This window comes from Sorangium sp. So ce302, from assembly GCF_051530145.1.
Classification (GTDB): domain Bacteria; phylum Myxococcota_A; class Polyangia; order Polyangiales; family Polyangiaceae; genus Sorangium; species Sorangium cellulosum_B.
This window is the reverse complement of sequence record NZ_CP150326.1, coordinates 10,523,388-10,544,410: the sequence shown is the minus strand read 5'-3', so window position 1 is coordinate 10,544,410 and position 21,023 is coordinate 10,523,388. Positions and strand designations below refer to the sequence as shown.

The following is a 21,023-nucleotide window of genomic DNA, read 5'->3' as shown; positions in this document are numbered from 1 at the left end:
AGGAGGCAGGCGGAGCGCGCCCGCGGAGGGCGGCTGACGCGGGCGCTGGGCTAACGGACACACGTGCAGGCGGAGTGCTCGGAATCAGGCGTGTCCTTGCCCTGCTCGCCCGCCCTGTCGACGACCCGGGCGTCCATGCCGAGCTGTTGCAGTAACTCGGTCACGAGCGCGATGGCCTCCTGTTTGTCCGCCTGCGTGCGCGGGGAGGACCACGTGTCGCTCTTCGCGACGAGCCTCCTCACCAGGGCGTCGATCGGCGCGAGGATGGCCTTGGCGCCGTCGAGAGCAGCCGGCGCGCCGGTCGCTTGCGTGGCCGGCGTGTCGCCGATTGCGCCGCCTGACTGGGAGCCCCCGCCGCGCGTCATGGCGGCGGCGGTCGCGATCTGCGGGCCGTCGCTCCTGCCGCTCGCGGCGTCCTGGGGCCGGTACCCCGCGCCCACGTCCGCCGGGTTCGTGCGTGCAGCCGTGGGACCTTCCGGGCCGGGGCTCACCGGAGACGGCGGACCCGAGAAGAGCTCTTCACGGCCGAACTCTCTCCGGATCTGCTCGGCCGACAGGACCTTGCCGCCGATGCTCTGGAAGCCGCCGGGGACCTTCGCGAGCTTGTTCACCTCGCTGGGCAGCGGGAAGATGAACTCCGTGCCCTCGTCGACCCGGATCTTCGTCGTCTTGCGGACCGTCTGCTCGCGCGGGTTGACGGGCGTCATCCTGTCGCGGTTGAGCTCGAGGAAGAGGTTCATCAACGCCGGCGTGAAGGTGAAATTGAACCGCTTGCAGTAGCCGTCGAAGACGAGCGTATACGGCGTGGTGTGCTGCCCCGCGTGCCTGCTGGAAGGCGGCCGCGTCCAGCGCAGCACGGCGCGCGACGTCCCTGGGCTCCCGGCCTGCGCGCCTTGCGAGGCGGCCGCGCCCGCCGCGCTGGGCATCGCGCGCACCCCCCACGTCCCGAGCGATCTCTCCGCCGGACCGGGGTCCCACGACTGGAAAGCCCTCCCGTCGAGCTCCGACAGGTTGAGGGTGGCGACGAGATCCGAGGGCGAAAGCGGCTGCTGGAGCGGCCGGCCTTCGAGCGTCTCCCTGAACAGGCGGCGCGCCACGTCCTCGGGTCCGTGCTCGCCGGCTTCCCTGGGCGCTGCGTCGATGTCGGGGTGATCGTGCAGCCTGGCGATGTGGTCCATGCTCGCATCGGTGAGCGGCATGGCAGCGATCGAGTCGAGATCTCCCAGCGTCGGCAGCGCCAGGCTCAGGTCGCGGCGTGAGCTGAGGATCTTCTCGACCTCGGTCTCGCTCGGCGCGTGGTTGAACTCGCTGGCCAGGGATTCTGCCAGCTGCTCCTCGGTCGTCGGGGGCACGCCGAACCCGCTGAACATCTGCTTGCCGGACGCGCCGGCGCGCCCCAGGTACATCGCGTTCTCGCCGCTCCAGAAGCCCTCCGGGTGGCGCCTGACGTAGAGCTCGTGGTTCTTGATGTAGTACCAGCCGCCGCGCTTCGCGGGGCGGGAGCTCGGCGCGTTGCGCGTGTCCGCCTCGCCGTCGCCGGTCATCTCCGCCCGCTCCTCGTCATCCAGCGTCGCGGCCTCGGGCGCGAAGAAGCGCTGCAGGGGGTTCTGGGCGCTGAAGTCGCGCTGCAGCATCAGGCGGTCCTCGTTCGAGACGCTGGAGCCCTCGCCGCCGAACCTCCGGTCGAAGTCCTCGTCTCCGACCGCGCGCAGGAGGGTGCGGTAGTTGATCGCCTGCATCGTCGTCCCGCACTCGGCGATGGTGAGGTGCTCCTCGGGGTCGAAGAACTCCCGCAGCGCCTTGCTCGCGCTCACGCCGGGCTTCAGGCGCCAGGTGAAGCTGCTCTGCTTCTCGAAATGGTCCGGGTTGAGGAAGCCGGTCCGGGCGTCCGCCAGCTCCTCCTGGACGCCGGCGTTCCGCGCGACCGCCGTGAGCGCGTCCAGGCGCGCGCTGGGCACGTTGAACGAGTAGTGGACCTTGCCCGCATGGTGGAGCTGGTTCATCCCCTGGACGTTGGCGCGCGCCAGCCGCGCCGGCTCGGACATCCCAGCGTCGGAGTCCCCGGACTCCGATCGTTCGGACCCGGCGTCCTCCGGCTCTGACGGATCGCCGTCGAGCTGCGCGCGCGCCCACTGGTTGAACTCGTCCTGCGCGCTCTCCCACGCGTCGAGCTGGTCATGGAGGGCGTGGAGCTGATCCAGGTCGAGCGCTCCAGCGTCGGACGCCTCGCCCTCGCTCCGGGCCTGCTCGACCGCCTCGAGCTCGGACAGGAGCTCCACCTCCATCAGCTCGGTATCGGATGGCTCGGATTCCGAGAGCCTCTCCAGCACCTCATTCAGCCTGCGCGTGTCGTTCATGCGGAAGCGGCCGAGCCGGCGCAGCTCGACGCGCGCTGTCTGTGGATGGTCGTCGTAGAGCCGGAGCAAGAGCCTCGCGGCCTCGGGGGAGAGCACGTCGATGGCCCCGCGCAGATCGTGGGGCTGCCGGATGCGGTGGATCTCGCCGAGCCAGGGGCGCACACCCTCGTTGAAGCGGCGCCAGTCCGCACGGCTGTCGAAGTCCTGCACGCGGGGGGCCATGCCGGTGAGCGCGTCATCGGCGCCGCCCGGGGCCTGCGAATTCACCTCGGCGGAGGCGCCCGTCTGCGGCGTCCGCGACGGGGGATACGTGCCATAAGCGAACGCCGCGAAGAGCTTCGGCATGTCCTGCCTGGCCACCCGCACGGGGAACGCTCGCCCCCAGGACTGGATCGGCACGATGAAGGAATCGCCGTGGACCGTGATCGGCCCGTCGATCGCGACCAGGTGGGGGCTCGAGGCGTCGACCTCGCCGAGCCGCGGGATCGTCTCGGGATCCTGGGGTGCAGAGGCGGCCGCCTCGTGCTTCGCCGCTTGCTCCCAGAGCGCCTTGCCGTTCATCACGGTCGCGAGCGCGAACCCCGCCTGATCGGGCTTCGCCAGGGCCTCGTTGATGCGCGCGACGTCGTAGCCGCCGGGGGAGTCGCTGGTCATGAGCTTCGCGTTCGCTCCGAGCGCATCATTCATGAGGGCCGCGGTCGATCTCGCCGAGACCAGCAGATCGCCTTGCGCCGCGGCGACGCCGGGCTGCTTGGCGCCGTCCGTCTGCTTCTCGAGCACCGCGACGGCCGTCTCCCCGAGCAGCTCGACGAGCCCGCGGGCGAGCAGGTGGTCGAGGAGGTGGCCGTCCAGCTCCTGGGTGGCTGCGCCTTGCCCCTTCAGGCGGTCGCGCTTGGCCTTGGCGGTCTTGAGGCCGTTGAGGAGCGGTCTGTTCGGAGTCGGCTCCTGCGCTGGCAGGACCTCTCCCTTCATCTGGCTCAGGAGGAGCTCCAGGCCGTGGCTGAGCGCCCGAGAGCGCGAGCCTTGCTGTCCGAAGGTGCCGGCGCCGGGCGCGCCTGCGAGCCGGCCGAGCGGCCTGCCGGTGAAGAGCGCGACGACCAGGTGCGATGCCGTGGCGAGGTCGTTCTTGAGCGTCGTGTAAAGGACGCTGTGCAGCGCGCAGTTGGTGAAGGCCGATTGCGACAGCGAGGCAGGGTCCTTGATGAGCGTGCTCAGCCGTTCGACGACCGAGCCCCTCACGCCCTGCGCATGGAGCAGCTGGCTCAGGAGCTGGGCGGCCTCCTCCCTGTGCTCGCCGTCCGCCGGGCGGGGCCATGTGCTGCTCTGCTCCTCGATCGTGCGGATCAGATCCTCGAGGGGGCTCCCCTGGGGCTGCGCGGCTTGCTCGGCGCTGGAAGGGCTGCCGGACGTCGTGGCGGCGGTCGGGGCGGCTGCATGATCGCTGCTGTTCGAGGCGTTGTACCCTGCCAGCATGTCCTCCGGGGCATTCCGTGAGACGCTCGCGGCGGGGTTGAAACCGGTGGTGATGGCGCTCGGGCTCGCTGCGCTCGCTGCAGGCGGGGTGCCGGTCCCCGCGGTCGCCGTATCGGCGCTGCCAGCGGCGGCGTCTGCCGGCGTAGCCTTCTTCTCCTGGAGGTCGATACCGAACCCGCTGTCCGCGGAGACGACCCGCCAGGCGGTACCCGCCTTGTCGCGAACCACGATCTCCTCGGAGTAGGGGAGATCGTCGACGTAACCAAGGATCTCGTCGGCCGCGGTTTCGCCGAATTGCTCGACGATTTTCGGTCGTTGGCCGACTTCGAAGGACACCTCTTTCGGCTTCGCGTTCAGCTTCTCCTTGATGCGCTCGGAGGCTCTTTCGAACACGGCGTCGAGCTCGTGTGGCGGAAGCGCTGTGGGCGTCACCTCGATCTCGCGGAAGCGCTTGCCGTTGTGCTCCCGGTCGGTGACCCTGGTGATGGTCATGCGCGACGGCACCAGGAGGACCTCCTTCTGGTCCTGGTTGTAGGCGATCGGGTCCCCGTCCCGCTGCTGGTCGGGGTAGGAGAACATGACCGTCGGGTAGTGGCTCGTGGTGTTGATCTTCATGACGAGCCCGCCGTCCTTGACCCATTGATTCAAGGCCAGATCGGGGGTCCATGAGGTCGAGCTCGGGAGGATCTCGTCGAGCGTGCCGCCCTCGCTCAACGCGCTGGTGTCGAGATCGTTGATGACCCTGTAGAGGGTGATGTCCTCTTCGTTCAGGTCCTGGGTCGCTGTGAGCAGGTCCTGAGCCACGCGGGAGAAGTCGTCGATCTTGTGGCGAAGGGTGTCCAGCTCGTCCGGGCGCAGAACGGTGCTCAGCTCACCGTCTTCGCCGCGCTTGCTGGTGAACGCCCCTCCGCCAGGGATCCCCCGCATCGTCTGCGCTTCAGGGGTCGTGTTCGACATGTTGCGCATCAAGTCGTGGAGCGCGTCGATGTGCCGGGACGCCAGGAGACCGGTGCCGCTCCTCTCGGGCGCGGGCTGAGACGCCTGCGACGAAGACGAAGAGGAGGGCTGCCCCGAATTCTTCGCTCTCTTGGAGCTCGCTGGGGCGTCTTGCTCGTCGTCACCGAGCGCCTGCGCGGCTTTCCGCTTCGTCGCGCTGTCGGGCGCAGGGGTCTCGTCGGGCAGCATTCCGGTGACGCTCGCGGCCTGGTCCTGGGCTGAACCGGACGTGGCGGGCGCCGTCGCCTGCCCTTGCGCCGTGGCGAACGAGCCGTAGGTAACGACGGTGAAGAGCTTCGGCATGACCTCCTTCTTCACGTCGACGGAGAAGGTCTGCCCCCAGGAATAGATGGGCACGGTGTAGTGCGTGCCGCTGTCCGTGATCTTGCCGTTGATGACGACCTGGTGCGTGCTCGACGCGTCGAATGTACCCGCGTCCTCGAACGGCCTGGACTTCTTCGGATCCTTCGCGAACTCCTTCGCACGTTCGGCGAGCGCCTTGCCGTCGAGGACCGTGGCCAGGGCGAACGGGGCCTGGTCGGGCCGCGAGAGCACGTCGTTGATGCGGCCCACGTCGTAGTCGTTCCCGGCGACCATGGTCTGGGCGTCGCCGCCCAGGATGTCGTTGAAGAGCGTCACCAGCGAGTTCGCCGACAGCAGCAGATCTCCCCGCTTCTTGGACGGGCCGGTGGCGTCCTTGGGCCTCGTGGCTGCCTTGTCGAGGTAGCCGGGGATGGCGCGGGCGGTGTTCTCGGCGTCGGCCTTGTATTGCTCCCGGGCGAGCTTGCTGAGCATCTTGCCCATGCCCCGGGCGAGGAGGTAATCGAGGACGTGCTTGTCGGAGAAGGCGCCCCCCTTGCGCTCGACGTCGGCGCGCTTGGCCCCGGCCTTCTTGATGCCGTTCTGGAGCAGCTTGTTGCCGATCGGGGCCTGCTCCAGCGGGATCTCGCCGCGGATGACACGCTGGATGGGATCGGCGACCTTCGAGCTCGTGGCAGCGCCGTCTTCGCCCTGCGCGGGCAGCGAGAAGTCGGCGAGCAGCTTGCCTTTGCGGTCGAAGAGCTTGCCGGAGAACTCGGCCGCGACCACGCGCGCGAACCCGCTCAGGTCGGAGGTGAGCAGCGCGTGGAGCACGCCGTTCAGCGCGCAGATGGCGAACTGCGACTGGGAGAGGGAGTCGGGGTTTTCAATGAGCTCCTCGAGCCTCTGGATGAGCGACTCATCCACGCCCTGGGCTCGCATGAGCTCGCCGAGCAGGGCCGCGGCCTCCTGCTTGTCCTCGTCCGTCGCCGGATGGGACCATTGGGCGCTCTTCTCGTTCAGCGCCTTGAGCTGCGTGTCGATCGATGCCTTGCCGTCGGTCGTGGGGGTGCTGCCGGTCGCGGCGAGGCCGCCGGCGGCCGTGGAAGCGGCGGTTTTGCCTGGAGCTGCGCTTCCGGTGAGAGCGGCACCCTGATTCGCGGTGCTCGGAGCGCCTCCGAGCTGCTTGGTGGTGGCGGCGCCGTCGACCTGGGGGGGCGCGTGGGTCCAGCTGGGCCCCGGGGCCCCGGTCACCGTATCGGCGCTGCCCGCGGCGGCGTCTGCCGGCGCCGCCTTCTTCTCCTGGAGGTCGATACCGAACCCGCTGTCCGCGGAGACGATCCGCCAGGGGGTACCCGCCTTGTCGCGAACCACGATCTCCTCGGAGTAGGGGAGATTGTCGACGTGACCAAGGATCTCGTCGGCCGCGGTTTCGCCGAATTGCTCGACGATTTTCGGTCGTTGGTCGACTTCGAAGGACACCTCTTTCGGCTTCGCGTTCAGCTTCTCCTTGATGCGCTCGGAGGCTCTTTCGAACACGGCGTCGAGCTCGCGCGGCGGGAGCCGTGTGGGCGTCACCTCGATCTCGCGGAAGCGCTTGCCGTTGTGCTCCCGGTCGGTGACCCTGGTGATGGTCATGCGCGAAGGCACCAGGAGGACCTCTTTCTGCGCCTGATTGTAGGCGATCGGGTCCTCGTCCCGCTGCTCGTCGGGGTAGGAGAACATCACCGTCGGGTAATGGCTCGTGGTGTTGATCTTCATGACGAGCCCGCCGTCCTTGACCCATTGATCCAAGGCGAGCTCGGAGGTCCATGACGTCGAGCTCGGGAGGATCTCGTCGATCGTGCCGCCCTCGCTCAACGAGCTGGTGTCGAGATCGTTGATGACCCTGTAGAGGGTCAGATCTTCTCGGGGTAGGTCCTGGGTCCTTGTGAGCAGGTCCTGAGCGACGCGGGAGAAGTCGTCGACCTTTGGGCGAAGGGTGGCCAGCTCGTCCAGCCGCAGGTCGGCGCGCAGCTCGCCGTCTTCGCCGCGCTTGCTGGTGAACGCCCCTCCGCCGGTGATCCCGCGCATCGTCAGCCCTTCAGGGCTCGTGTCCGACATCTGCATCAAGTCGTGGAGCGCCTTGATGTGCCGGGACGCCAGGAGGCCGGTGCCGCTCCTCTCGGGCGGGGACTGAGCTGCCTGCGACGAAGACGAAGAGGAGGGCTGCCCCGAATTCTTGGCTCTCTTGGAGCTCGCAGGGGCGTCTTGCTCGTCTTCGCTCTGCGCCTGCGCGGCTGTCCGCTTCCTCGCGCTGGAGGGCGCGGGGGGCTGCAGGTCGCCCGCATCGTCCTCGCCGTCCAGAGCTGGATTGTACCCTGTCGGCACGTCCGCCGGCGTCGCCTTCTTCTCCTGAAGGTCGATACCGAACATGCTGTCCGCGGAGACGAGCCGCCAGCGGGTACCGTCCTTGTCGCGAACCACGATCTCCCGCTCGCTGGGGTCGGGGAGCTTGTCGACGTGACGAAGGATCTCGTCGGTCACGATATCGCCGAATTGCGCGGCGATGTCCGATTGTTCGTCGAGCTCGAAGTGCTTCTCCTTCGGCTTGGTGTTCTGCTTCTCCTTGATGCGCTCGGAGGCTCTTTCGAACACGGCGTCGAGCTCGCGCGGCGGGAGCTGTGTGGGCGTCACCTCGACCTCGCGGAAGCGCTTGCCGTTGTGCTCCCGGTCGGTGACCCTGGTGATGGTCATGCGCGACGGCACCAGGAGGACCTCTTTCTGGTCCTGGTTGTAGGCGATCGGTTCTCCGTCCCGCTGCTGGTCGGGGTAGGAGAACATCACCGTCGGGTAATGGCTCGTGGTGTTGATCTTCATGACGAGCCCGCCGTCCCTGACCCATTGATCCAGGGCCAGATCGGGGGTCCACGAGGTCGAGCTCGGGAGGATCTCGTCGATCGTGCCGCCCTCGCTCAACGAGCTGATGTCGAGATCGTTGATGACCCTGTAGAGGGTCAGATCCTCTTGGGGCAGGTCCTGGGTACGAGTGAGCAGGTCCTGAGCGACGCGGGAGAAGTCGTCGATCTTCTGGCGAAGGGTGTCCAGCTCGTCCGGGCGCAGATCGGTGCTCAGCTCGCCGTCTTCGCCGCGCTTGCTGGTGAACGCCCCTCCGCCGGGGATCCCGCGCATCGTCTGCGCTTCCGGGGTCGTATTCGACATGTCGCGCATCAAGCCCTGGAGCGCGTCGATGTGCCGGGACGCCAGGAGACCGGCGCCGCTCCTCTCGGGCGCGGGCTGAGCCGGCTGCGACGACGAGGAGGGCTGCCCCGCATTCTTCGCTCTCTTGGAGCTCGCCGGGGCGTCTTGCTCGTCGTCGCTGTGCGCCTGCGCGGCTGTCCGCTTCCTCGCGCTGGAGGGCGCGGGTGTCTCGTCGGGCGGCATTCCGGTCGCGCTCGCGTCCTGGTCCTGGGCTGAACCGGACGCGGCGGGCGCTGGCGCCTGCATGCCGGTGGTGATGGCCGTGGGGTCCACGGGGCGGCCCGCGGGCGTCGCCTTCTTCTCCTCCAGGTCGATACCGAACATGCTGTCCGCGGAGGCGATCCGCCAGGGGGTGCCATCCTTGTCGCGAACCACGATCTCCCGCTCGCTGCGGTCGGGGAGCTTGTCGACGTGACGAAGGATCTCGTCAGCCACGGCATCGCCGAATTGCCCGGCGATGGCCGCTCGATCATCGGCGTCGAAGCTCTTCACCTTCGGCTTCGCGTTCAGCCGCTCCTCGATGCCCTGGGACGCTCTCTGGAACACGTCGTCGAGCTCGTCCGACTCAAGCTCTCTGGGCGTCACCTCGACCTCGAGGAAGCGCTTGCCGTTGTGCTCCCGCGGGGTGACCTTGGTGATGGTCATGCGCGAGGGCACAAGGAGGACCTCTTTCTGGTCCTGATTGTAGGCGATCGCGTCCCCGGGCCGCTGCGCGTCGGGGTAGGAGAACATGACGGTCGGGTAATGGCTCGTGGTGTTGATCTTCATCACGAGCCCGCCGTCCTGGACCCATTGATTCAGGGCCAGATCGGGAGTCCATGAGGTCGAGCTCGGGAGGAGCTCGTCGAGCGTGCCGCCCTCGACCAGCGAGCTCGTGTCGAGATCGTTGATGACCCTGTAGAAGGTCAGATCCTCTTGAGGCAGGTCCTGGGTGCGTGTGAGCAGGTCCCGAGCGACGCTCGAGAAGTCGTCGACCTTCTGGCGAAGGGTGGTCAGCTCGTCCGGGCGCAGCTCGGTGCTCAGGTCGCCGTCGGTGCCGCGCTTGCTGGTGAACGCGCCGCCTCCGGGGATCCCGCGCATCGTCTGCGCTTGAGGGCTGGTGTTGGACATGTCGCGCATCAGGCCATGGAGCGCGTCCATGTGCCGCGACGCCAGGGCCCTCCCCGGCGCGGGCTGAGCCGTCTGCGACGAAGAGGAAGAGGATGGCTCCCCCGCATTCTTCGCTCTCTTGGAGCTCACCGGGGCGTCTTGCTCGTCGTCGCTCTGCGCCTGCTCGGCTGCGCGCTTCCTCGCGCTGGACGGCGCGGGGGTCTCGTCGGGCAGCATTCCGGCGACGTTCGCGGCCAGGTCCTGGGCTGTACCGGATGCGGCGGGCATCGGCGCCTGGCTCAGCGTGAGGTCGTTCGCGGCCGGCGCTCGCGACGGGAGATAGGTTCCATACGTGAAGACCGGGAAGAGCGACGGCAAGACGTCCTTCTTCACCTTGATGGAGAAGCTCTGCTGCCAGGTGTGGAGCGGCACGACATAATGATCGCCATCCTCGGTGATCTTGCCGTTGATGACGACCTGGTGCGTGCTCGAGGTGTCGATCGCGCGCGCATCCTCGAACGGCCTGGATTTCGTGGGGTCCTTCGCGAACTCCTTGGCACGCTCGGCGAGCGCCTTGCCGTCGAGGATGGTGGCCAGGGCAAACGGCGCCTGGTCGGGCCTCGCGAGGACGTCATTGATCCGGCCCACGTCGTAGTCGGCCCCGGCGACCATGGTCTTGGCGTCGCCGCCGAGGATCTTGTTGAAGAGCGTCACCAGCGAATTGGCTGACAGCAGCAGATCGCCGTGCTTCTTGGACGGGCCGGTGGCGTCCTTGGCCCTCGGCGTCGTCTTGTCGAGGTAGCCGGGGATGACGCCGGCGGCATTCTCGGCATCGTCCTTGTATTGCTCCGGGGCGAGCTTGCTGAGCATCTTGCCCATGCCCCGGGCGAGGAGGTAATCGAGGACGTGCTCGCCGGAGAAGGCGCTGCCCTTGCGCTCGCGGTCGGCGGATCCGGCCTTCGCCTTCTTGATTCCGTTGAGGAGCAGCTTGTTGCCGAACCCGGCGTTCTGCACCGGGAGCTCGCCCCGGAGGACACGGTGGATGGGATCGGCGACCTGCGCGCTGATGGGGGCGCCATTTTCGCCCTGCGCGGGCAGCGAGAAGTCGGCGAGCAGGTCCCCCTGGCGATCGAAGAGCTTGCCCGTGAACTCGGCCGCGACCACGCGCGCGAACCCGCCCAGGTCGGAGGTGAGCAGCGTGTGGAGGGCGCTGTTCAGCGCGCAGATGGCGAACTGGGACTGGGAGAGGGAGCTCGGGTTCTCGATGAGCTCCGCGAGCCGCTCGACGAGCGCCTCATCCACGCCCTGAGAGCGCATGAGGTCGCCAAGGAGCCTTTTGGCCTCCTGCTTGTTCGCGCCCGTGGCTGGATGAGACCATTGGGCGCTCTTCTCGTTCAACGCCTTGATCGCCGCATCGACCGAGGCGTTACCGTCGGCCGCCGGCGGGCTCTGGGTCGCGGCGAGGCCGTCTTTGGTGGTGGAAGCGCGGGGGTCGCCTGGTGCGGGACCGTTCGGCGTCTGGCCTGTCGCCTGCCTGCCGAGCTCTGTCGCTGGGCGCCCGGGCGAGGCTCCGGTCACCGCCTCGGCGCTGCTCCCGGCGACGTCAGCGGGCGTCGCCTTCTTCTCCTGAAGGTCGATACCGAACCGCTCGTCCGCCGAGACGATCCGCCAACGGGTACCCTCCTTGTCGCGAACCACGATCTCCCGCTCGCTGGGGTCGGGGAGATTGCCGACGTAACGAAGGATCTCGTCGGCCACGGCATCGCCGAATTGCTCGACGATCTCCGGTCGTTCGTCGACCTCGAAGGACACCTCTTTCGGCTTCGCGTTCAGCCTCTCGTCGATGCGCTCGGACGCTCTCTGGAACACGTCGTCGAGCTCGTCGGACTCAAGCTCTCTGGGCGTCACCTCGACCTCGAGGAAGCGCTTGCCGTTGTGCTCCCGCGGGGTGACCTTGGTGATGGTCATGCGCGAGGGCACAAGGAGGACCTCTTTCTGGTCCTGGTTGTAGGCGATTGGCTCTCCGTCCCTCTGCTGGTCGGGGTAGGAGAACATGACGGTCGGGTATTTGCTCGTGGTGTTGATCTTCATCACGAGCCCGCCGTCCTGGACCCATTGATTCAGGGCCAGATCGGAGGTCCATGAGGTCGAGCTCGGGAGGAGCTCGTCGAGCGTGCCGCCCTCGACCAGCGAGCTCGTGTCGAGATCGTTGATGACCCTGTAGAAGGTCAGATCCTCTTGAGGCAGGTCCTGGGTGCGTGTGAGCAGGTCCCGAGCGACGCTCGAGAAGTCGTCGACCTTCTGGCGAAGGGTGTCCAGCTCGTCCGGGCGCAGCTCGGTGCTCAGGTCGCCGTCGGTGCCGCGCTTGCTGGTGAACGCGCCGCCTCCGGGGATCCCCCGCATCGTCTGCGCTTGAGGGCTGGTGTTGGACATGTCACGCATCAAGCCCTGGAGCGCGTCCATGTGCCGGGACGCCAGGGCCCTCCCCGGCGCGGGCGGCGCCTGCTGCGGCGACGAGGAAGAGGATGGCTCCCCCGCATTCCTGGCTCTCTTGGAGCTCGCCGGGGCGTCTTGCTCGTCGTCGCTGTGCGCCTGTGCGGCTGTTCGCTTCCTCGCGCTGGCGGGCGCGGGGTCCTGGATGGGCGCCATTCCGGTGACGTTCGCCAGCGCGCCTGCATTGTGCGTGGAGGCGCTGTCGACCTGGGCGTCCGCGTGGACCGCGCTGGGCGCCGGGGCCCCGGTCACCGCCTCGGCGCTGCTCTCGGCGACGTCAGCGGGCGTCGCCTTCTTCTCCTGAAGGTCGATGCCGAACCGCGCGTCCGCCGAGACGATCCGCCAACGGGTACCCTCCTTGTCGCGAACCACGATCTCCCGCTCGCTGGGGTCGGGGAGCTTGTCGACGTAACGAAGGATCTCGTCGGCCACGGCTTCGCCGAACTGCTCGACGATCTCCGGTCGTTCGTCGACCTCGAAGGACACCTCTTTCGGCTTCGCGTTCAGCTTCTCCTCGATGCGCTGGGACGCTCTCTGGAACACGTCGTCGAGCTCGTCCGACTCAAGCTCTCTGGGCGTCACCTCGACCTCGAGGAAGCGCTTGCCGTTGTGCTCCCGCGGGGTGACCTTGGTGATGGTCATGCGCGAGGGCACCAGGAGGACCTCCTTCTGGGCCTGATTGTAGGCGATCGCGTCCCCGGGCCGCTGCGCGTCGGGGTAGGAGAACATCACGGTCGGGTAGCGGCTGTTGGTGTTGATCTTCATCACGAGCCCGCCGTCCTGGACCCATTGATTCAGGGCCAGATCGGGAGTCCATGAGGTCGAGCTCGGGAGGAGCTCGTCGAGCGTGCCGCCCTCGACCAGCGAGCTGGTGTCGAGATCGTTGATGACCCTGTAGAAGGTCAGATCCTCTTGAGGCAGGTCCTGGGTACGTGTGAGCAGGTCCCGAGCAACGCTGGAGAAGTCGTCGACCTTCTGGCGAAGGGTGGTCAGCTCGTCCGGGCGCAGATCGGTGCTCAGCTCGCCGTCGGTGCCGCGCTTGCTGGTAAACGCCCCTCCGCCGGGGATCCCCCGCATCATCTGCGCTTGAGGGCTGGTGTTGGACATGTCACGCATCAAGCCCTGGAGCGCGTCCATGTGCCGGGACGCCAGGGCCCTCCCCGGCGCGGGCGGCGCCTGCTGCGGCGAAGAGGAAGAGGATGGCTCCCCCGCATTCCTGGCTCTCTTGGAGCTCGCCGGGGCGTCTTGCTCGTCGTCGCTGTGCGCCTGCGCGGCTGTTCGCTTCCTCGCGCTGGCGGGCGCGGGGTCCTGGATGGGCGCCATTCCGGTGACGGTCGCCAGCGCGCCTGCATGGTCCGTGGAGGCGCCGTCGCTCTGGGCGGGCGGGCGGGTCGGGCTGGGCGCCGGGGCCCCGGTCACCGTAGCGGCGCTGCTCCCGGCTGCGTCAGCGGGCATTGCCTTCTTCTCTTGAAGGGCGATACCGAAATCCTTGTCCGCGGAGACGATCCGCCAGGGGGTACCGTCCTTATCGCGAACCACGATCTCCCCCTCGCTGGGGTGGGGGAGCTTGCCGACGTAACGAAGGATCTCGTCGGCCACGGTATCACCGAATTGCGCGACGATTTTCGGTCGTTCGTCGACCTCGAAGGACACCTCTTTCGGCTTCGCGTTCAGCTTCTCCTCGATGCGCTGGGACGCTCTTTCGAACACGTCGTCGAGCTCGTTCGACTCAAGCTCTCTGGGCGTCACCTCGACCTCGAGGAAGCGCTTGCCGTTGTGCTCCCGCGGGGTGACCTTGGTGATGGTCATGCGCGAGGGCACAAGGAGAACCTCTTTCTGGTCCTGATTGTAGGCGATTGCGTCCCCGGGCCGCTGCGCGTCGGGGTAGGAGAACATGACGGTCGGGTATTTGCTCGTGGTGTTGATCTTCATCAGGAGCCCGCCGTCCTGGACCCATTGATTCAGGGCCAGATCGGAGGTCCATGAGGTCGAGCTCGGGAGGAGCTCGTCGAGCGTGCCGCCCTCGACCAACGAGCTGGTGTCGAGATCGTTGATGACCCTGTAGAAGGTCAGATCCTCTTGAGGCAGGTCCTGGGTGCCGGTGAGCAGGTCCCGAGCGACGCTCGAGAAGTCGTCGACCTTCTGGCGAAGGGTGGTCAGCTCGTCCGGGCGCAGATCGGTGCTCAGCTCGCCGTCCGTGCCGCGCTTGCTGGTAAACGCGCCGCCTCCGGGGATCCCCCGCATCGTCTGCGCTTGAGGGCTGGTGTTGGACATGTTGCGCATCAAGCGATGGAGCGCGTCCATGTGCCGGGACGCCAGGGCCCTCCCCGGCGCGGGCGGCGCCTGCTGCGACGAAGACGAAGAGGAGGGCTGCCCCGAATTCTTGGCTCTCTTGGAGCTCGCCGGGGCGTCTTGCGCATCGTCGTTGAGCGCCTGCTCGGCTGTCCGCTTCCTCGCGCTAGAGGGTGCGGGGGTCTCGTCGGGCAGCATTCCGGTGGCGCCCGCGGCCTGGTCCTGGGCTGAACCGGACGCGGCGGGCGCCGGCGCCTGCATCCCGGTGGTGACGGCCGTGGGGTCCACGGAGCGCCCCGCGGGCGTCGCCTTCTTCTCCTCCAGGTCGATACCGAACATGCTGTCCGCGGAGGCGATCCGCCAGGGGGTACCCGCCTTGTCGCGAACCACGATCTCCCGCTCGCTGCGGTCGGGGAGCTTGTCGACGTAATCAAGGATCTCGTTGGCCACGGCATCGCCGAATTGCTTGGCGATGGCCGCTCGATCCTTGACTTCGAAGCTCTTCTCCTTCGGCTTGGCGTTCTGCTTCTCCTCGATGCGCTCGGAGGCTCTTTCGAACACGGCGTCGAGCTCGCGCGGCGGGAGCTGAGTGGGTGTCACCTCGACCTCGCGGAAGCGCTTGCCGTTGTGCTCCCGGTCGGTGACCCTGGTGATGGTCATGCGCGACGGCACCAGGAGCACCTCTTTCTGCGCCTGGTTGTAGGCGATCGGCTCTCCGTCTCGCTGCTGGTCGGGGTAGGAGAACATCACCGTCGGGTAATGGCTCGTGGTGTTGATCTTCATCACGAGCCCGCCGTCCTTGACCCATTGATCCAAGGCCAGATCGGGGGTCCATGAGGTCGAGCTCGGGAGGATCTCGTCGAGCGTGTCGCCCTCGCTCAAGGAGCTGGTGTCGAGATCGTTGATGACCCTGTAGAGGGTCAGAGCCTCTTGGGGCAGGTCCTGGGTACGCGTGAGCAGGTCCTGAGCGACGCGGGAGAAGTCGTCGACCTTGTGGCGAAGGGTGGTAAGCTCGTCCGGGCGCAGATCGGTGCTCAGCTCGCCGTCTTCGCCGCGCTTGCTGGTGAACGCCCCTCCGCCGGGGATCCCCCGCATCGTCTGCGCTTCCGGGGTCGTATTCGACATGTCGCGCATCAAGCCCTGGAGCGCGTCGATGTGCCGGGACGCCAGGAGGCCGGTGCCGCTCCTCGCGGGCGCGGGCTGCGCCGCCTGCGACGAAGACGAAGACGAAGACGAAGAGGAGGGCTGCCCCGCGTTCTTCGCTTTCTTGTTCTCGGCGCTCGATCCGGGGCCTTGCTCGTCATCGCTGAGCGCCTGCGCGGCTTTCCGCTTCGTCGCGCTGTCGGGCGCGGGGGTCTCGTCGGGCAGCATTCCGGTGACGCTCGCGGCCTGATCCTGGGCTGTACCGGACGTGGCGGGCGCCTGCGCCTGCCCTGGCGCCGTGGCGAACGAGCCGTAGGTAACGACGGTGAAGAGCTTCGGCATGACCTCCTTCTTCACGTCGATGGAGAAGGTCTGCCCCCAGGAATAGATGGGCACGGTGTAGTGCGTGCCGTTGTCCGTGATCTTGCCGTTGATGACGACCTGGTGCGTGCTCGACGCGTCGAACGTGCCCGCGTCCTCGAACGGCCTGGACTTCTTCGGATCCTTCGCGAACTCCTTCGCACGTTCGGCGAGCGCCTTGCCGTCGAGGACCGTGGCCAGAACGAACGGGGCCTGGTCGGGCCGCGAGAGCACGTCGTTGATGCGGCTCACGTCGTAGCCGTCACCGGCGACCATGGTCCGGGCGTCGCCGCCCAGGATGTCGTTGAAGAGCGTCACCAGCGAATTGGCCGACAGCAGCAGATCTCCCCGCTTCTTGGACGGGCCGGTGGCGTCCTTGGGCCTCGTGGCTGCCTTGTCGAGGTAGCCGGGGATGGCGCGGGCGGTGTTCTCGGCGTCGGCCTTGTATTGCTCCGGGGCGAGCTTGCTGAGCATCTTGCCCATGCCCCGGGCGAGGAGGTAATCGAGGACGTGCTTGTCGGAGAAGGCGCCCCCCTTGCGCTCGACGTCAGCGCGCTTGGCCCCCGCCGTCTTGATGCCGTTCCGGAGCAGTTTGTTGCCGATCGGGGCCTGCTCCAGCGGGATCTCGCCGCGGATGACACGCTGGATGGGATCGGCGACCTTCGAGCTCGTGGCAGCGCCGTCTTCGCCCTGCGCGGGCAGCGAGAAGTCGGCGAGCAGCTTGCCTTTGCGGTCGAAGAGCTTGCCGGAGAACTCGGCCGCGACCACGCGCGCGAACCCGCTCAGGTCGGAGGTGAGCAGCGCGTGGAGCACGCCGTTCAGCGCGCAGATGGCGAACTGCGACTGGGAGAGGGAGTCGGGGTTTTTGATGAGCTCCTCGAGCCTCTGGATGAGCGACTCATCCATGTCCTGAGCTCGCATGAGCTCGCCGAGCAGCGCCGCGGCCTCCTGCTTGTCCTCGTCCGTCGCCGGATGGGACCATCGGGCGCTCTTCTCGTTCAGCGCCTCGAGCGTCGCATCGATCGATGCCTTTCCATCGGTCGTGGGGGTGCTCTGGGTCGCGGCGAGGCCGCCGGTGGTGGTGGTGGAAGCGGCGGTTTTGCCTGGAGCTGCGCTTCCGGTGGCAGCGGCACCCTGGTTCGCGGCGCTCGGAGCGCCTCCGAGCTGCTTGGTGGCGGCGTCGCCTGCCTGGGGCACGGTCGGCGCAGACGTCATCGTGCCGGCGTTCGTCGAGGCGGCGTCGTCCACGTTGCTGGTGGCGGCGCCGTCGCCCTGGGGGGGCGCGTGAAGCCAGCTGGGCGCCGGGGCCCCGGTCACCGTATCGGCGTTGCCCGCGGCGGCGTCTGCCGGCGTCGCCTTCTTCTCCTGAAGGTCGATACCGAACCTGCTGTCCGCGGAGACGATCCGCCAGGGGGTACCGTTCTTGTCGTGAACCACGATCTCCCCGGAGTGGGGGAGGTTATCGACGTGACCAAGGATCTCGTCGGCCACGGTATCGCCGAATTGCTCGGCGATGGCCGCTCGATCCTCGACTTCGAAGCTCTTCTCCTTCGGCTTGGCGTTCTGCTTCTCCTCGATGCGCTGGGACGCTCTCTGAAACACGTCGTCGAGCTCGCCGGACTCAAGCTCTCTGGGCGTCACCTCGACCTCGCGGAAGCGCTTGCCGTTGTGCTCCCGGTCGGTGACCCTGGTGATGGTCATGCGCGAAGGCACCAGGAGGACCTCTTTCTGCGCCTGATTGTAGGCGATCGGGTCCTCGTCCCGCTGCTCGTCGGGGTAGGAGAACATCACCGTCGGGTAATGGCTCGTGGTGTTGATCTTCATCACGAGCCCGCCGTCCTTGACCCATTGATCCAAAGCGAGCTCGGAGGTCCATGAGGTCGAGCTCGGGAGGATCTCGTCGAGCGTGTCGCCCTCGCTCAACGAGCTGGTGTCGAGATCGTTGATGACCCTGTAGAGGGTCAGAGCCTCTTGGGGCAGGTTCTGGGTACGCGTGAGCAGGTCCTGAGCGACGCGGGAGAAGTCGTCGACCTTCTGGCGAAGGGTGTCCAGCTCGTCCGGGCGCAGATCGGTGCTCAGCTCGCCGTCATTGCCGCGCTTGCTCGTGAACGCCCCTCCGCCGGTGATCCCGCGCATCGTCAGCCCTTCAGGGCTCATGTCCGACATCTGCATCAAGTCGTGGAGCGCCTTGATGTGCCGGGACGCCAGGAGGCCGGCGCCGCTCCTCTCGGGCGCGGACTGAGCCGCCTGCGACGAAGACAATGGCTGCCCCGAACTCTTCGCTCTCTTGGAGCTCGCAGGGGCGTCTTGCTCATCGTCGCTCTGCGCCTGCGCGGCTGTCCGCTTCCTCGCGCTGGCGGGCGCGGGGGTCTCATCGGGCGGCATTCCGGTGGCGCTCGCGGCCTGGTCCTGGGCTGAACCGGACGTGGCGGGCGCTGGCGCCTGCATCCCCGTGGTGATGGTCGTGGGGTCCACGGGGCGCCCTGCGGGCAGCTGCGGGGCCGCCTCTGGCCGGGGCTGGCCGGGTCTCTCCGGCGCCTTTTCTTGGGCGCCCTGCGTCGGCAAAGCGCCCGGCTGAGGACTCGAGGCCTCCGGCGCCTTGGCCGTCGTCTGCTCCGGGGCATCACCGGGCAGCTCGCGTGGCTCGTTGTCCTGGGAGGTTTGCTCTGCCCCTCGCGTCGGCTGCTCGGGGGCGCGCTGCTCGGGGTCCTGGGCATCTTCCTTCGGCGACGACGCGCGATCCCCGGGCGGATCGCGGGGCTCGTCGTCCCGCGGCTCCTGATCGGGCCCTCCCGACCGCTGCTCGGAGGCACGCTGCTCGGTGTCCTGGATGTCTTCCGGCGGCAGGGTGCGCGGGCCGACGAGCTCGCCGATCGCGTCTTTGCCCCTTTCCGCCAGGTCATGCTCGAACCTGTCCGCTCGGTCCTTGAGGACCCCGGCCCAGTCGTCGCCGAGCTTGCCCAGGTCGACGGTGCGAGCATTCTTGATCTGGTCGTCACCGATCTTGTCCTGCTTGAGGCCGCCGACGCTGGAGATGGGGTTGGCGGTCTTCTCGGTGGAGCGCCAGTTGTGGATGTAGCCGACGGTGCTGGGCGCGTTGGGCCCTGTCGTCTCGATGCCGATCTGGAGGGCGCCCGGCCTGTCCGACCTGGGCGGCCGGTGGCCGATGAAGATGTGGCCGTGAGCGCCGTCTGGCAGGATGACGTCGCCGTTGAAGTCCTTGAGGCCGAGGCCGCCGATGGCGAGGTTCATGCCGTAGAGCTCGGTGTCATCGAGCTTGGACTTGATGGCGGCGACGTGTCCTCCTTCCTCCTTGAATTTGCCCTTGCCGAGCGCGATGTGGTGCGTCCCGAAGGCGCGCGGGAACACGCCGGCCTTCGGGTTGCCGTGCCCGTCGGTGATGCCGAGGAGCTCGGTCACCGCGTACGGAGGCGTGCCCGCGGGGATCTGGATGTTGACCCGGCCGCCGTGGGAGAGGAGCTTGGCGACGGGGACGTCGCGGAGCGGGACATGGCTCTTTGCGCTGTTGTCGTAGATCTCGGCGCCTTCCTGGAGCAGGTGAAAGACGTTCGTGAGCACCTCGATCGACTGGTTGTACCTGTCGAGGACATCGTCGTTCGAGAGGGTGCCGCTTCCCGTCGGGTTCGGCACGGCGCCTTGCGCGATCGCCTTGGTCGCGTCGTCGTTCGGCGCCGTGTGCTCGAGCGTCTTGGCCCATTCTGCCGCGATGCCCCGATCGATCTCCTGCTTGAGCTCGTCCCGCCTCGCCGGGTCGCTCGCGTGCCTCGCCTCCATCGACAGGGCCACCGCGGCTGGAGGGGTGCCCTCGAAGCGTTGCCCGCCCTCGCCGCTGTTCCTCTGTCGAGAGACGTAGCTCGCGAGGACGACCTTGCTCGGCTTGTGGAGCTGGTGGAAGCCGCGGAATTTCTCGGGATTGTCGTCCTTGTCGTCCGACAGGTACTGCTTGACCTGGTCGAGCGTGAGCATGCCGGAGGCGTTGAGCCAGCGCTGTCCCTGAGGGGTCGAGGAGAGCTGCTCGAAGGCGTTCCACTCGGCTTCGTTGAACAGCGGTCCTTTCGGGAAGCGCTTCCCGAGATCCTTCTTCGCCTGCGCGGGATGGGCGGGGAAGCCGCCGCTGGTCAGCTGGTCGGCGATGCTCGGGAGGCCTCGCTTCGCCTTCTTGCGGCTGCCTCTACCCGTTTGAGTCCTCCATTCGGACTTCTTGACGGCCTTGTCCGCGATCCATGTCACCTTGCCGTCCTGCGCTGGGTCGGCCGTGGTGGACGAGTGTCCCGGCGTCGGTCCCGAGCCGCCGGCCCCCGGCTGCCGGGAGCCCTGCCCCGCGGGCGGTGACTTCGAGGTGGAGGGCTTGGCGGGCGTGGGCTCCGCGGTGGCAGCGGGTTTAGGGGCGGGGGTGCTCTTCGCGCCGGTCTCGCCCGCCTTGGGGGAGGTCTGAGCTGACGTGCTGTCCTTTGCGACGGTCTCCTTCGCGGGTGTCCCTCCGGGCACCTCGCCCCCCTTGGGAGCCGTGCTTCCTGGCTCCGTCGCCTTGGTGTTCCCTTGGGGACCCTTGCCGAGGCCTGGAGATGGCTGGTCGGTAGGCTGGGTGGAGCCCTTGGGGAGGCCGCCATCGGCGGATCGAGGCCTGACGGTGGGCTCGGTGGTCTGAGGCTGGGTGGAGCCCTTGGGGAGGCCGCCATCGGCGGAGCGGGGCCTGACGATGGGCTCGGTGGTCTGAGGCTGTGTGGAGCCCCTGGGGAGGCCGCCATCGGCGGATCGAGGCCTGACGATGGGCTCGGTGGTCTGAGGCTGTGTGGAGCTCCTGGGGAGGCCGCCATCGGCGGAGCGAGGCCTGACGGTGGGCTCGGTGGTCTGAGGCTGGGTGGAGCCCCTGGGGAGGCCGCCATCGGAAGGGGCGGAGCGAGGCCTGACGGTGGGCTCGGTGGTCTGAGGCTGGGTGGAGCCCTTGGGCAGGCCGCCATCGAAAGGGGCGGATCGAGGCCTGACGGTGGGCTCGGTGGTCTGAGGCTGTGTGGAGCCCTTGGGGAGACCGCCATCGGCGGAGCGGGGCCTGACGATGGGCTCGGTGGTCTGAGGCTGTGTGGAGCCCCTGGGGAGGCCGCCATCGGCGGATCGAGGCCTGACGATGGGCTCGGTGGTCTGAGGCTGTGTAGAGCCCCTGGGGAGGCCGCCATCGGAAGCGGCGGATCGAGGCCTGACGGTGGGCTCGGTGGTCTGAGGCTGTGTAGAGCCCCTGGGGAGGCCGCCATCGGAAGCGGC

1 protein-coding gene is annotated in these 21,023 nt (G+C 67.9%); it reads right to left on the bottom strand.

The window, feature by feature from the left end:
* Positions 1-50: 50 nt before the first annotated feature.
* The gene (locus tag WME73_RS39900; protein WP_437913025.1) at positions 51-20,252 is read right to left on the bottom strand and encodes a hypothetical protein; all 20,202 of its coding nucleotides are present in this window, start codon (positions 20,250-20,252) and stop codon (positions 51-53) included.
* Positions 20,253-21,023 lie beyond the last annotated feature (771 nt).